General features: G+C 27.4%; 12 protein-coding genes. 11 read left to right on the top strand and 1 reads right to left on the bottom strand.

The features are described from left to right. The 6 genes from ACFYH6_RS14155 (at nt 1) to ACFYH6_RS14130 (ending at nt 9,737) form a co-directional block, all read left to right on the top strand. On the top strand, nt 1-885 hold the full coding sequence (locus ACFYH6_RS14155) for a DUF58 domain-containing protein (RefSeq protein ID WP_416178296.1): 885 nt from the start codon (nt 1-3) through the stop codon (nt 883-885). 12 nt (nt 886-897) lie between these two features. After that, a complete protein-coding gene (locus tag ACFYH6_RS14150) occupies nt 898-2,685 on the top strand; it encodes a vWA domain-containing protein (RefSeq protein ID WP_416178297.1) in 1,788 nt (595 codons plus the stop codon). A gap of 11 nt (nt 2,686-2,696) precedes the next feature. Next, nucleotides 2,697-5,507 carry a VWA domain-containing protein gene (locus ACFYH6_RS14145; RefSeq protein ID WP_416178298.1) on the top strand — a complete coding sequence of 937 codons (2,811 nt, stop codon included), beginning with the start codon at nt 2,697-2,699 and terminating at the stop codon, nt 5,505-5,507. A 178-nt stretch (nt 5,508-5,685) separates the two neighbouring features. Continuing rightward, the gene (locus ACFYH6_RS14140; protein ID WP_416178299.1) at nt 5,686-7,365 is read left to right on the top strand and encodes an FUSC family protein; all 1,680 of its coding nucleotides are present in this window, start codon (nt 5,686-5,688) and stop codon (nt 7,363-7,365) included. A 107-nt stretch (nt 7,366-7,472) separates the two neighbouring features. Further along, complete coding sequence (locus ACFYH6_RS14135; protein ID WP_416178300.1) at nt 7,473-8,174, top strand: hypothetical protein; 702 nt, start codon at nt 7,473-7,475, stop codon at nt 8,172-8,174. 201 nt (nt 8,175-8,375) lie between these two features. Further along, nucleotides 8,376-9,737: an MATE family efflux transporter gene (locus tag ACFYH6_RS14130; protein WP_416178301.1), complete on the top strand. Its 1,362-nt coding sequence runs from the start codon at nt 8,376-8,378 to the stop codon at nt 9,735-9,737. A gap of 116 nt (nt 9,738-9,853) precedes the next feature. Here ACFYH6_RS14130 and ACFYH6_RS14125 read toward each other — a convergent pair whose 3' ends face one another. After that, on the bottom strand, nt 9,854-10,612 hold the full coding sequence (locus tag ACFYH6_RS14125) for a TIGR02206 family membrane protein (RefSeq protein ID WP_416178302.1): 759 nt from the start codon (nt 10,610-10,612) through the stop codon (nt 9,854-9,856). Between the two features lie 267 nt (nt 10,613-10,879). Here ACFYH6_RS14125 and ACFYH6_RS14120 point away from each other — a divergent pair, with 267 nt between their 5' ends. From ACFYH6_RS14120 to ACFYH6_RS14100, 5 genes are all read left to right on the top strand, one after another. Further along, entirely contained in the window at nt 10,880-11,074 is a 195-nt protein-coding gene (locus ACFYH6_RS14120; RefSeq protein WP_416178303.1) for a hypothetical protein, read from the top strand. 136 nt (nt 11,075-11,210) lie between these two features. Beyond that, the gene (locus ACFYH6_RS14115; RefSeq protein ID WP_416178304.1) at nt 11,211-11,573 is read left to right on the top strand and encodes a C-GCAxxG-C-C family (seleno)protein; all 363 of its coding nucleotides are present in this window, start codon (nt 11,211-11,213) and stop codon (nt 11,571-11,573) included. A 13-nt stretch (nt 11,574-11,586) separates the two neighbouring features. Then, a complete protein-coding gene (locus tag ACFYH6_RS14110; RefSeq protein ID WP_416178305.1) occupies nt 11,587-11,925 on the top strand; it encodes a rhodanese-like domain-containing protein in 339 nt (112 codons plus the stop codon). A gap of 138 nt (nt 11,926-12,063) precedes the next feature. After that, nucleotides 12,064-12,534, top strand: a complete 471-nt coding sequence (locus ACFYH6_RS14105) for a sigma-70 family RNA polymerase sigma factor (RefSeq protein ID WP_416178306.1) — start codon at nt 12,064-12,066, stop codon at nt 12,532-12,534. 109 nt (nt 12,535-12,643) lie between these two features. Next, nucleotides 12,644-12,985 carry a hypothetical protein gene (locus ACFYH6_RS14100; RefSeq protein WP_416178307.1) on the top strand — a complete coding sequence of 114 codons (342 nt, stop codon included), beginning with the start codon at nt 12,644-12,646 and terminating at the stop codon, nt 12,983-12,985. Nucleotides 12,986-13,079: the final 94 nt, after the last annotated feature.

Raw genomic sequence — 13,079 nt, 5'->3', positions numbered from 1 at the left:
ATGAGTGAAAGATTATTTAATGAAGACTTTTTTAAAAAGCTAAATAAAATTAATATGCATATTAATTTTAAACTTTCATCTGGCACTCAAGGAGGAAGAAAATCTAAGGCAAAAGGTGTCTCTGTAGAGTTTTCTGATTATAGAGATTATGCACCAGGAGATGACTTTAGAAGGATAGATTGGAATGCCTATGGAAGATTTGATAAGTTTTTTGTTAAGGTCTTTATGGAAGAAAGAGAAGGTGTATTTAACTTTTTTATAGATAAATCTAAGTCTATGGATTATGGATTAATAAATAAAAAGGATACTGCATTAAAGGTAGTTGCTGCCTTAAGTTATATTGCATTAAATAATTTAGATAGGGTAAATATTTCTACTATGGAAAGTGGAAATATAGAAAATATTAAATCAGCAGCCGGAAATAAGGCCTTTCAAAGAATACTTAGAGAACTTGATACTTTAGAGTTTAAAGGAAGTACAGATTTAACTAAAAGTATAAAAAAGAGACCTTTATCAAATAGAGGGGTTTCAGTAATAGTTTCAGACTTTTTAAATAACTATGGATTAAAGGATTTAGAAGATTCATTAAAATATTTAGCCTTTAAAAAGCAAGAAATAATTTTAGTTCAAATTCTTTCTGATGAAGAAATAAATCCAGATTTCAATAATGAAATAACATTTATAGATTCTGAAACTAATGAATCTGTTAAAATGAGCTTAACTCCAAATGTAATAAAGGAATATAAGAAGGCTTTGAAAGTATATAAAAAATCTTTAGAAGATTTAGTTAAAAAATATGGTGGAAAATTTATAAGTGTTAGCTCATCTATGGAAATAGAAGAAATTATATTAGGTGAGTTTAGTAAGAAAAGAGTACTTTATTAGGGGGGGAACGTTATGGGATTTACTAACTTATGGCCATTGTTTTTACTGATAACTATTCCTCTTTTAATATTATTATATATATTAAAAAGAAAGTATAGAGAAGAAGTTATTTCTTCAACTCTTTTGTGGAATGAAGTTTATAAGAATACAAGGGCTAATACACCCTGGGAAAAACTAAGAAAAAATATAATGTTACTTTTACAAATAATAATACTACTATTATTAATATTTAGTTTAATGAGGCCATTTTTAAATTTTGGAGGGAAAACATATAAAAATATAATTTTAGTAATAGATAATACTGCAAGCATGGCTGCAGAGTATGGAGATGGGACTAGATTAGAGGAAGCAAAAAAATTAGCAAAGGAAGTTTTATCTTCTACTAAGGATGATACAAATACTTATATTATATCTTTTGATGGGAACAGTAATTTACTTCAAAATGGAGATTTCAATAAGGAAATATCTAATGAAATAATTTCATCAATATCCCAAAGCTATAACACTGGAGAAATAAATGAAATTTTATCCTTTGTTAAAGCCATAGGTGAAGGTATAGAGGAAGAATATGAAGTAATTGCAATTACTGATAAAGATTTTTCCTTAGGAGATGTTAATGGAAAAGTAATATCCTTAGCCAATTCAGGTATAAATGCTTCTATAGACAATATTTCTCATAAATTCTTAGAAGATAAGATAAGAGTAATTGCAACTATTACCAACAGAGGTTCTGGAGAATATTCAGGAGATTTTTCTCTTTATGATGGAGAGGAACTTATATCAGTAGAAGCTTTAGACCTTAAAGAAGGTGATAATAAAACATTAACCTTTGATTTACCTTCAATTAAGTCTGAAGTATTAAGAGGGGAACTTTCTAGGAAAGATATGATTTTAGAAGATAATACTTATAATCATGTTATTGGAAAGAAAAAAGTAAATAAGGTTCTTATTGTAACAGAAGAAAACTTATTTTTAGAAAAAGCCTTTAGTAGTATTCAAAATACTGAAGTTTATAAGACTAATAGTGCATCTAACTTAACTAGTGCAGATAGCTATGATTTATATGTCTTTGATGGTATTACACCAGATATTATACCATCTAAGGGAAGTATATTATTTATTAATCCATCTTCAAATGAATTCTTTAATGTAATTTCTGGTGGAGAAGGTGGAGAGGCTAAGGCTGTTATTGGAGAGGTTTCTAAATATTTAGAGGACACCACCTTTACAGCTGCTAAGTATAATTCTATTGAAATACCTTACTATGGAAGAGGATTCCTAAATATTGATGAAGACTTTATAGGATTTAAGGGAGAAGTTGATGGAAGGAAAATAGCTGCCTTATCCTTTGATCTTCATAATAGTGATTTTCCACTTAAAAAGGAATTTCCAATTTTAATGTATGAACTAGGAGAGAATCTAATTTCAAGTGGAATGGTTTATAAAAATAACTTTAAAGCAGGTGAAAGAATTATTGCTAAGGGGCTATCTTTAGATGCAGCTATTACAGTAGCTTATCCCAATGGAGATACTTTAGAGATTTCTTCAGGTGATGAGATAAGAGAAGATAATTCTCTTGGTATATATAAATTGAATTCATTAGAAGAAAAAGAAATGTTTTCAGTAAATTTCCCTTCAGAAAAAGAAGGTAATACAAGCATTAATAATATCAGTGAAAGTGAAAATATAGCTAATGTAAAATCAGATTTAAAGAGGGGTTTAAATATTTCTCCTTTACTTATAATTTTAGCAATTTCAGTAGTAGCTTTTGAGTGGATAATGTATAAACGAGGAAATTAGGAGGTAAGAATATGAAGATAGAAATAGGAAACTTATACTTTTTAATATTTATTCCAATAGTTCTTGCCTTTATGTACTATAGTTTCAAAAAATATAAACCTTGGAATAAAAATGAAATAGTTATATTTATAAGTAGAACTATAATATTTACTTTATTAATATTAGCTTTAGGAAATATTACTTTAAATTTAAAAGGAAGAAATATTTCAACAGTATTTTTACTAGATGTTTCAGAAAGTCTTTACGATTTTGAAGACTCTGGAAAAGATTTTATATCTACAGCTTTAGAGAAAATTCCAAGAGGAAATAAAGCTGGGGTAGTCTTATTTGGAGATAATTCTGTTGTAGATAAGGTGTTAAATAGAAAGAAGGAGTATAAATCTATTAATGAAAAACCAATAGATACAGCTACAAATATTCAAGAAGCTGTTGAAAGAGCTTTAAGTTTATTTGAAAGAGGTGGATCAAAGAGAATAGTATTAATTACTGATGGCGAAGAAAATCAGGGAGACATATTAAAAACTATTCCTTTAATAAATGAGCAAAAAATAGATTTAAAAGTATATAAGGTAAGTGGTGAAAAAGGTAATGAAGTTTATGTAGATAGCGTAAAGGTACCTGATAATATATCTGTTGGTGAAGAATTTTCAGTTTCTATAGACATTAAATCTAATTATGCAACGAAAGCCAAGCTATCATTATTTTCTGGTAGAACTAAAGTTGGTGAACAGGAAGTTCAAATCCAAAAAGGTAAAAATTCTTTCGTTTTTAAAGATAAGCAAGACTCTGGAGGATTTAAGGGATATAGAGTATTAATTGAAGCTTATGGAGATATCAATAAATCTAATAATGAATATAGCACCTATACTAACGTAATAGATAGACCTACTATACTTCTTGTTAATGGAATAAATGGAGATTCTAAGGCACTAGAAGAAATACTTACAAAATCTGGTGCAAATGTAAAAATAGTGTCCCCTGGGGCATCTCCAAGTACTTTAAATGAAATGCTTGAATATAAGACAATAGTCTTTAATGATGTTCATAGAGATGATTTAACTAATGGTTTTATGGAGAACATTGAAAGTTATGTTAAAGATTATGGCGGAGGTCTTATAACCTTTGGAGGAGAAGACTCCTATGCATTAGGTGGTTATAAAGATACATCCTTAGAAAAAGTGCTTCCAGTTTATATGGATAAAAGGGGAAAGAATGAAGTACCTGCTATAAGTATTAATTTAATTATAGATAAGTCTGGAAGTATGAGTGCAGAAGGCGGAGGAGTAAGTAAATTAACCTTAGCTAAAGAAGCTGCTATGAAGGCTTTAGAAAATCTAAGGGAAGTAGATGAAATATCAGTTATAGCCTTTGATGATACTTATGATGTAGTTGTACCCCTTCAAAAAGTTGGTGATAAGGAAACTATAAAAGAAATGATTTCAGGAATTCAAATAAGAGGTGGAACATCAATTTATCCAGCCCTTGAACGAGGCTATAATATACAACTTGAAAGCAATGCAAAGATAAAGCACACTATACTATTAACAGATGGGCAAGATGGCTATGGATATGATAACTATGCAACCTTATTACAAGGATTTAATGACAATAATATAACTCTTTCAACAGTTGCAGTTGGGGAAGGTGCTAATGCTGATTTATTAAATCAATTAGCATCTATAGGAAGAGGAAGAAGTTATTATACTGATATTTATACTGATATACCTAGAATATTCGCAAAGGAAGTTTTATTATCAGCAGGAACCTATATAATTAATGAAGAATTTACTCCTAAAATTTTAAGTAATCATGAAATACTAGCAGGAGTTAAAACTTCAGATGGAATTCCAAGCCTTCTTGGATATATTGGGACATCAATAAAGGAAAATGCAGTTGAGATATTCAGTTCTAGCCATGATGAACCAATACTTGCTGCTATGCAATATGGAATAGGTAGGACTGTTAGCTTTACCTCTGATATTAATGGACAATGGAGCAAGAATTATTTAGCCTGGGAATATGGACCACAACTTATAAAAAACATGGTTTATTTTACTATTCCGAAGTATGGAGAAGAAGGATATTTAAATATTACTCAAGAAGGTAATGAGGCAAAAATTGAATTTTATAATGATAATATTTCTAAAGATGCAAAGGTAAAGGGAATATTTAATGGTGAAAATGGAGAAGAAGGGGAGTTTGATTTGACTCAAACTGAACCTGGAAAATTCTCTGCAAATGTGCCTTTAAATTCATTAGGATTTTATAATTTTAATATAAGAGAAGAGGAAAATGGCGAAATTACTAATAATTATAAAGGAGCCTTTGCTCTTCAGTATTCAGATGAATATAAATTTAATACTAATGCTGAAAAGCTAGATGTGGTAGTAAAAGAAACTAAGGGGACATTTATTAATAAACCAGAAGAGGTTTTTGAAGGAAAGCTTCAAAGAGAATATAAGAAAATCAATTTAACAAATCCTCTTTTAATAATAAGTATTTTACTCTTTATGCTTGATATAGCTTATAGAAGATTAAACTTAGATTTTATTAAGAGTTTTAATAAAAATAAGAATAAGCTAAAGAAGGAAAAGAAAGAAAAAGAAAATATTATTAAGAAGGAAAAGGTTCATAAAGATAAAGTGATTTTAGAAGAAAAGCAGAATATAAAAGAAAAGCTAGAAGAAGAAATTAAAGTAGAAAAAGAAAAAACTAAGGTAGATAATAAGCCTAAGAAGAAAGAAGTTCAGAAGGAGGACAAAAAAGATTCTCTTGATACAAGTGCATTACTTAAGAAAAAGAGTGATAGAAAGAAAATCTAAAGGAGATGTGAAAGCATCTCCTTTAAATTTTCTTTATGTAATTTTTATAAACAGTTATAATATAATTTTAATGTTATTATATTAAATTGTTAATAAAAAATTAATAAAAAACCGTTGTTGAATTATAAAATTTACTATGATATTATTTCCCATTGTATAAAGAAGAGGAGGTAGAATATTGAAAAATAAAATAATAGCAAACACAATAATATTCATTTTTATATTAACTTTTGTAAATATATTTAAGGTAATGTTTGGTGCAGAAAATACTTTAATGGGTGTAACTATTATTACTACTGCCTTAACACTTATGGAAAAAGATTTAACAATCTCACCAGCTAAAAATTTTATAAAAATATTATCTATAAATATGGTTAGTTTAATATTTTCAGTTTTAGCAATTAAAAATATATTCTTAGGGGTAATAATAAATTTTATTGCTCTTTTTATTATAGGATATTTATTTAGTTATGATTTAAAAAAGTCCCTTGTAGTTCCTTTTGGTCTTCAGTATTTCTTTATGTTATTTTATCCTGCTGAGGGAAAAGTATTATATAGTAGATTCTTATCGTTGATTTTTGGAGCTATATTTGTAATGATAATCCAATTTATAGTTAATAGAGATAAGGTTTTTAAAGTCGGAAGTAAAATAGTTAATGGTATTAGCGATAATATTCTTATTAAGATTAGAGCAATTCAGAAAAATGATGATTTTACTAAAGAAAATATAAGTATAATAGAATCAATAAATTATTTGAAAAGAGTGATTTTTGATAAAAGAGTAGATGATTATTATTTATCTAATGATGGAATTATAGTAACAGATATTTTATGGTCTCTTGAGAGAATAAATTTATTACTTGATGATATAAGTAGTTTAAAAAATAAGGAAGACTATTATGATTTGCTAAATGATGTATATAATGAAGTTATGGTTATAAAAAATAGGGATTTTAATGCTAGTAACATTCATATACTTAAGAATCATACTTATAATGAAAAAATAGAAAAAATATATATAGATGAATTTATAGGATTAATTAATAATTTACTTAAAGAAGTTGCAGAAATAAATACCTTAACTAAAAAAGAAAAAAATAATATAAAAGCAGATTATGAAATTCCTCATCATTTCCATAACATAACAGTACATAAGAGGAATTTTAATATTGATTCAGCTAAAATTAGATATGCTATAAGGTTAGGAATAGTAGGTACCTTTACAGTATTTATTGCTAAGTTATTAAATCTATCTGAAGGAAGATGGTTGTGCTTTACAATATTCTCACTAATCCAACCTTATTCAGAATTTTCTAAATCAAGATCAAAAGATAGAATAATTGCAACCATAATTGGTGGGGCAATTGTATTATTATCTTTTACATTATTTAGAAATCAGACTGCAAGAGCAGCTATTATATTAATGGCTGGATATTTAGATCCTTTTACAACAAGTTATAGAGGAAAAATGATTTGTATAACTGTATCAGCAGTAGCTTCAGCTTCATTACTTGGTGGAACACTAAGTATGGTATTAACAAGAATTGCTTTTGTAATAATAGGATCAATTTTAACATTGATTGCAAATAAATACATATTACCATATAAAATAAAAGACATGAAAAGATATTTAATTGAGACCTATGATTCATTAATAAACCAAATGAAAGTAGATATTTATGAAAAACATAAGGATTATAGTATAAGGAATTTATACCTTATAACAGGATTTATAGAAGATAAAATGAAGTTATCCATAAGCTATGATAACAATAAAGATATTAATAAATATTTGAAAAACAAAAGATTGGAAGTAAATAACATCTATAATGATTTCTTATTACTCAATAATTTATAAAAATATAGTTAGAATATAATATATATCTCCTTTTCATTTTTTTGTAGCAAAAGTATATAAAGATAAATACATATATAGTAATAGTAATATAATAGGAGATTAACCATATGCAAATGATGGATATGCTTTTTAGAGGTCTAATGGGCGGCATGGGAGGCGGAATGCCTGGCATGGGTGGAGGAATGCCTGGTATGGGAGGCGGCAACCCACTTATGAATATGCTCATGGGCTCAATGATGGGAGGAATGGGTGGTCAAAGACCAGGTCAAGGTCAACAAGGACAAATGAACAATCCATTATCTATGCTAATGAACGGTATGAATGGAATGCCTGGCATGGGAAATGGTATGCCTCAAGGGAATAATATGAACCAAGGTAATGGCATAAGTCAATTGTTAAGCATGCTAATGGGTGGAAATGGGATGAATATGCCTAATCAAAATAGAAATATGAATAACATGAACAATATGAATAATCCTTTGGCAAACTTTATGAATACTTTAAATATGCAACAACCAAACCAACAAAGAAATCCAGGGACTACTACTAATAATAATAGTAGCGTAGATATGAATCAATTAATGAGTATGCTAATGGGTGGAAACCAAGGAACACAAAATAATATGAGTAATGGAAATATGAATAGTGGAAATAATATGAATAATCAAGGAAATTCTCAAATGGATCCATTATCAATGTTGTTTGGCTCAATGAATGGTGGAAACAGCAATGGAAGTAACATTAATGGTAATACGAACTCTAATTTAGATAGAAGTAGAGATTCATCTAGGAGACATAGAAGAAGATAGAACTAATGCGTAATGCGTAATGGATAATTAAAATTAAAAAAGACGTTGCATTAACTATAACTTAGGCTGTCCTTTGGGCAGCCTAAGTTTACTTAACATAACATAGTTTATAATAAGAAAAAATATTAAATTAAGGGTTTATTAATTTAATAAAAGATGTTATTCTATATAATCGAAAGTATAATATAGGAGAGTAAAGTAATGAATAAAGAACTAACCAAAGATATGACAACTGGTAGTCCAGTAAAATTAATATTATTGTTTTCAATACCTTTATTAATAGGGAATATATTCCAACAGTTCTATAGTATGGTTGATACTATAATCGTAGGTAGATTTGTTGGAGTAGATGCATTAGCAGCAGTTGGTTCAACAGGTTCTATGTCTTTTTTAATTAATGGGTTCGTTGTTGGATTAACTAGTGGGTTTGCTGTATTAATATCTCAAAAGTTTGGAGCTAAGGATGAGGTTGGTCTTAAAAAGGCTACAGCAAGTACTATAGTTTTATCTTTAATAGCAACTATTATAGTTACAATTGTAAGCATGCTTTTTGCAAAGCCATTACTTAACTTAATGAATACTCCAGAAAATATAATAAATGATGCATATAGCTATATTATCATTATTTATGGAGGAACAGTTGCAACAGTTGCATATAATATGTTTGCAAGTATATTAAGAGCCTTAGGTGATAGTAAAACACCATTATATTTCTTAATAATAGCTTCAATTTTAAATATAGTTTTAGATATAGTATTTATAGTAAACTTTAAGATGGGAGTTTCAGGGGCAGCTTATGCTACAGTTATTTCTCAAGGATTATCAAGTATTTTATGCTTATTATATACATATAGAAAATATAAAATATTAAGACTTAAAAAAGAAGATTTTAAAGTTAAAAGAACAATGTATATAAAACATTTAAAAATAGGAATTCCAATGGCACTTCAGTTTTCTATAACTGCACTTGGAATAATGACAGTACAAGGAGCTTTAAATATATTTGGCTCTACAGTAATTGCTGCATACACAGCAGCTTCTAAAGTATTACAAATAGTAATGCAACCAGCTATTACATTTGGAGTTACTATGGCAACATATTGTGGACAAAACTTAGGAGCTAAAAATTATGCTAGGATAAAAGAAGGAGTAAAGAAATGTACCAAAATATCTATAATTACTAGTATTCTTGCAGGTGCTATACTAGTGTTTGGCGGAAAATTCTTTGTAGGATTATTTATAGAAAATCCAGATGCAGCTATTTTAGCTTATGCACAAGAATGTTTAAACTATTCAGCAATATTTTTTATTCCTTTAGGGTTAATATTTATATATAGAAATGCTCTTCAAGGCATGGGGGAATCTTTTGTGCCTATGATGGCAGGAGCTTATGAACTTATAGCAAGAGCAGTTGTGGCTTTTACATTACCAAGATTTATTGACTATACTGGAATATGCTTAGCAGATCCAGTTGCATGGCTTGCAGCAGCAATTCCATTAGGACTTTACTATTATAAAAAAATGAAATCTATAGATAATTCTAATTTAGTTGGTAGTAATTAAACATTATATATCGATTTAGAATCTTTAATTTTATTAGGAATATTTATGTCAGATAAAACTTTAACATGCAAAGATTGGGAAAGCTAATTTTAGAGTGTTTAAGGTTGTAGTGCAGACTACAACCTTTTTTGATATACTTGCCTAACTTCTATTATTTTTAGCATTATATATATTGTAAAAAAATATATAAGACCAACTATTTGTAAATTAATAAAATATTTATATCCATTCCCTAACCCCTCTAATATAGTACCTTGAGCAGCAAAATTATCAGTAAAGCTTACAAAAAAATAATTAGTTTTAAAATAGCTATTAAATATTCCAAAACCTATAGATAATATTTCCATCTGTATAAAAACCTCTAATAACTCATTTGTTTTTAATTTATAATTATGAATTACAATAAAATATATAGGTAGTATTATTATTGCTATATGACTTAATGTAAATTTATAATATTTAAAATAACTTGAAGATAAAGATAAATCTATTGATATAAAACTACTTAACCCGCCAATAACACCACAAACTAATAGAAAATTAAATATTTTTTTATTCTTATTTAATGCTAATATTATAGATAATATAGTACAAAGATAACACAGATGAAAAGGTAAGTTATTTATATCAACACCAAGTATTAACCAATTTCCTATATAATAAAAACTTATCGTGATTCCAGTAATAAATGAAAATACTAATCTTATATTTTTTTCTAACTTTGAATTATGTCTAATAAAATCTTTTAAAATTAATATTATTAAAAGTAATAAAAATAGAATTATAAATGGAGCATATCTTTCATAATTATTCATAATATAGTTATCATTATCATTAATATTTACAATAAAATTTCTTATCTTAATCAAATTCATTATGTACTCTCCTAATAGTTCATATTTTTAGTAATAAATCTTTATATAATAATTATGAGATAGGTATTTATAAAATGAGTAAAGATAAAAGATTAAATGAAAGAAAAGTCAAAAGCAAAAGGAAAAGCTACAATTAGTTTCTCCCTTTTATAATTTACAACCTTCAGTTCAGAAGTATTAAAAATCATAACAAGGCGACTTTGGACTATAATAATGAAGGGAGATATGATGCTTTAAAAATTTTTTTATAGAAATGCTTTTCAAGGCATGGGAGAATCCCTTGTACCAATTATGGCAGGAGCCTACGAACTTATAGCAAGAGCAATTGTTGCATTTACATTACCTAGATTTATTGGATATACTGGTATATGCTTAGCAGATCCAGTTGCATGGCTTGCAGCAGCAATTCCATTAGGACTTTATTATTATAAGAAAATGAAAACTATTGAAATTAGAAGTTAGGAAACTAACTTCTTTTTTTATTAGTATTACAATAACTATTTAATATATGTGATAAAGTCACGGATAAAATAAAAATATATATGGTATCTTATATATAACAAATAGAAAAAATTGGATATCGAAGAGGGGATTAAAAGTGACAAAACCATCAGTTCATCACAGCCAAGGATATACTTGTGCAGAAGCAATAATTAAAGCATATAACGAAGAACATAATACAGCCATACCAGTAGCATTAGGTAGTGGTATGGGGACTGGAATGACAGTGGGGAGTATATGTGGTGCTGTAAATGCATCAGCTATTATAATAGGGTATCTAAAAGGAAGAGAAAATAACGAAAGAATAAATGAGGCTAGGGGTTACTCTAGAGAATTAATGAATACAGTAAGAGAAAAATTCAACACTGAAATATGCAAAGATCTTAAAAAAAATAAAATAAGTTGTGAAGAGATAATTGATTTTTCATACAAATCTTTGAACGAGTTAATAAATAAATAGAGGAGGAATAAATATGGGAATTTTCTCAAGCTTCTTTGGAAATAAGAAGTATAAAAAAATTAATAACGAAGAATTAGAAAACATAATTAAAAATAATAAAAATGCTTTAATATTAGATGTTAGAACTCCAGGAGAATTTAAAGGCGGTCATATTCCTAAAGCAAAAAATATACCAGTTCAACAAATAAGCTCACAAATAAATAATTTAGAAACTTATAAAGAGAATGAAATTATAGTATATTGTGCATCTGGAGCTAGAAGCTCTAATGCTGCAAATATTTTATCCAAGAATGGATTCAATAAAGTATATAACTTAGGCGGTATTGGTAACTATAAAGGTAAATTAAAATAAATTCATAGAAAATAAAAAACTCATCTTACTGGTGAGTTTTTTTATTTTCTATGAATTTATAAAAATATATAATTAAATAGTACGCAACATTTTAAAGAGTTAAATTGTATTAAAGGTGAAAGGGGGAGGATTGGGAATATGAATGAGTTTTCTTTACCTAGGGAAGAGCTTATTTTAGAAGTTATAGAAAAATATAATACCATGGTATACAGACTAGCCTTTTCAAGAACAAAAAGTGTGCTGGATGCTGAGGATATAATGCAAAATGTTTTTATGAAATTTATAAAATCTAATATTAATTTTGAAAGCCAAGAACATATAAAGGCTTGGTTAATAAGGATAACTATAAATTTAAGTAAGAATTTATTAACGTCAGCTTGGTTTAAAAGAACCACGACTTTAGAAGAGGATATAGTTATAACCTTAAAGGAAGAAAGTGAAGTATATAAATATGTATTAGATTTACCAACTAAGTATAGAACTGTTATACATCTATTTTATTTTGAAGATATGACAACAGCTAATATAGCAGAGATATTAAGTATAAAGGAGTCAACAGTACGTTCTCAGCTTCATAGAGGGAGAAATTTATACAACAAAGGGCTATGATGAAGGTTTTAGATTAATAACCTATACTAAAAATGAATATGGAGAATATGTTAGTCTATGGGAATGTTTAAATGACTTTATACTAATTGATGGTAGTGGCGTTTTTGGAATGATGAATATAAAGGACAATTTAGAAAGTGCTACATGGGAAAGTTTTAATAACTGGAATAATGGAATAATAGAAGAAAAAGAAGTTACTATAGATGATATAGTAAATAACTTTATAGATGCTATGTATAAAGGAATACCATATTCATTAGAAGATGAAAGCTTGAGAAGTGAATTGTTTGATAAGGAAGAAAACCAAAAATTTATTTTTTTAAAAATGAAGGATGGAACTAAAACAGAAATAAGATTATTTAAGAATGGATATGTATATTATTCAGGATTAAATTTTGTTTTTAAATTAGATGAAGAAAATTCTAATAATATGTGGAATAAATTGAATTAGTATAGTGATAAAAATAAAATCTATAGGTGTATAATTAAATTATATTAATAATATTAAAGAGATAGCAAAAATAGTCGAGAGTTATGGCTTTCTT

Origin of the sequence: Clostridium sp. HCS.1 (assembly GCF_047900555.1) — a bacterium.
Classification (GTDB): Bacteria; Bacillota; Clostridia; order Clostridiales; family Clostridiaceae; genus Clostridium.
Note: the sequence above shows the minus strand (reverse complement) of the source record. Positions and strands in the feature narration are given on the sequence as shown.

What these genes read in the sequence shown, in the direction of transcription:
- ACFYH6_RS14155 (WP_416178296.1), top strand. Translation starts at nt 1, where the DNA reads ATGAGTGAAAGATTATTTAATGAAGACTTTTTTAAAAAGCTAAATAAA.
- ACFYH6_RS14150 (WP_416178297.1), top strand. Translation starts at nt 898, where the DNA reads ATGGGATTTACTAACTTATGGCCATTGTTTTTACTGATAACTATTCCT.
- ACFYH6_RS14145 (WP_416178298.1), top strand. Translation starts at nt 2,697, where the DNA reads ATGAAGATAGAAATAGGAAACTTATACTTTTTAATATTTATTCCAATA.
- ACFYH6_RS14135 (WP_416178300.1), top strand. Translation starts at nt 7,473, where the DNA reads ATGCAAATGATGGATATGCTTTTTAGAGGTCTAATGGGCGGCATGGGA.
- ACFYH6_RS14130 (WP_416178301.1), top strand. Translation starts at nt 8,376, where the DNA reads ATGAATAAAGAACTAACCAAAGATATGACAACTGGTAGTCCAGTAAAA.
- ACFYH6_RS14125 (WP_416178302.1), bottom strand. Translation starts at nt 10,612, where the DNA reads ATGAATTTGATTAAGATAAGAAATTTTATTGTAAATATTAATGATAAT.
- ACFYH6_RS14120 (WP_416178303.1), top strand. Translation starts at nt 10,880, where the DNA reads ATGGGAGAATCCCTTGTACCAATTATGGCAGGAGCCTACGAACTTATA.
- ACFYH6_RS14110 (WP_416178305.1), top strand. Translation starts at nt 11,587, where the DNA reads ATGGGAATTTTCTCAAGCTTCTTTGGAAATAAGAAGTATAAAAAAATT.
- ACFYH6_RS14105 (WP_416178306.1), top strand. Translation starts at nt 12,064, where the DNA reads ATGAATGAGTTTTCTTTACCTAGGGAAGAGCTTATTTTAGAAGTTATA.
- ACFYH6_RS14100 (WP_416178307.1), top strand. Translation starts at nt 12,644, where the DNA reads ATGATGAATATAAAGGACAATTTAGAAAGTGCTACATGGGAAAGTTTT.